Below are 488 nucleotides of genomic sequence, written 5' to 3' on the forward strand. Positions count from 1 at the left end.
AAAATCAAGCTATTAAGCCAATCTTAAACCTTTTAACAATAGGTTTTTCAATAACCGCTAGCACAATAACGATAGTTATTAGGAATAGTTATTCCAGTAGTACGTCAATATTTCGTTTTGAATATAGAAGTCTGCGCACTTCCATAGTGTCGTCGATGACAACGTAAAAAACAGAAAAGTTGCGTACGTTAATCCTGTAGTAAGGGTGTTCTCGTGTTGTTTGATTAATTACTACTTGCGCTATCAAAGACGTCGTTTTTAGAAAGACGCGTAGAAGTATTTGCGGCAAAAGCGTCTGCTTCGTCGAGTTTTCTTTCAATGTCGTCAGTGAGGGCAGAGTATTGTTTGATGCTCATGAGAACCATAGTTCCATAACCGTTTTTTGTAAGGAATACTGGTGTATTTGAATTTATAACTGTTTCTTCTACTTCTGGGAATTTGTTTCTTAAATCGGAAACTGGGCGAATATTAATCATAGTATCAACCTC

1 protein-coding gene is annotated in these 488 nt (G+C 36.3%); it reads right to left on the reverse strand.

Annotation, left to right across the window (positions count from 1 at the left end; genetic code table 11):
- Positions 1-224: 224 nt before the first annotated feature.
- Positions 225-476, reverse strand: coding sequence for a type II toxin-antitoxin system Phd/YefM family antitoxin (locus NYP55_RS06680; protein WP_004130963.1), 252 nt, complete (start codon positions 474-476; stop codon positions 225-227).
- Positions 477-488: the final 12 nt, after the last annotated feature.

Source organism: Gardnerella sp. c10Ua_31, from assembly GCF_055700915.1.

Excerpts from the sequence above, each read along its gene's own strand:
- NYP55_RS06680 (WP_004130963.1), bottom strand. The coding sequence starts at position 476 with ATGATTAATATTCGCCCAGTTTCCGATTTAAGAAACAAATTCCCAGAA.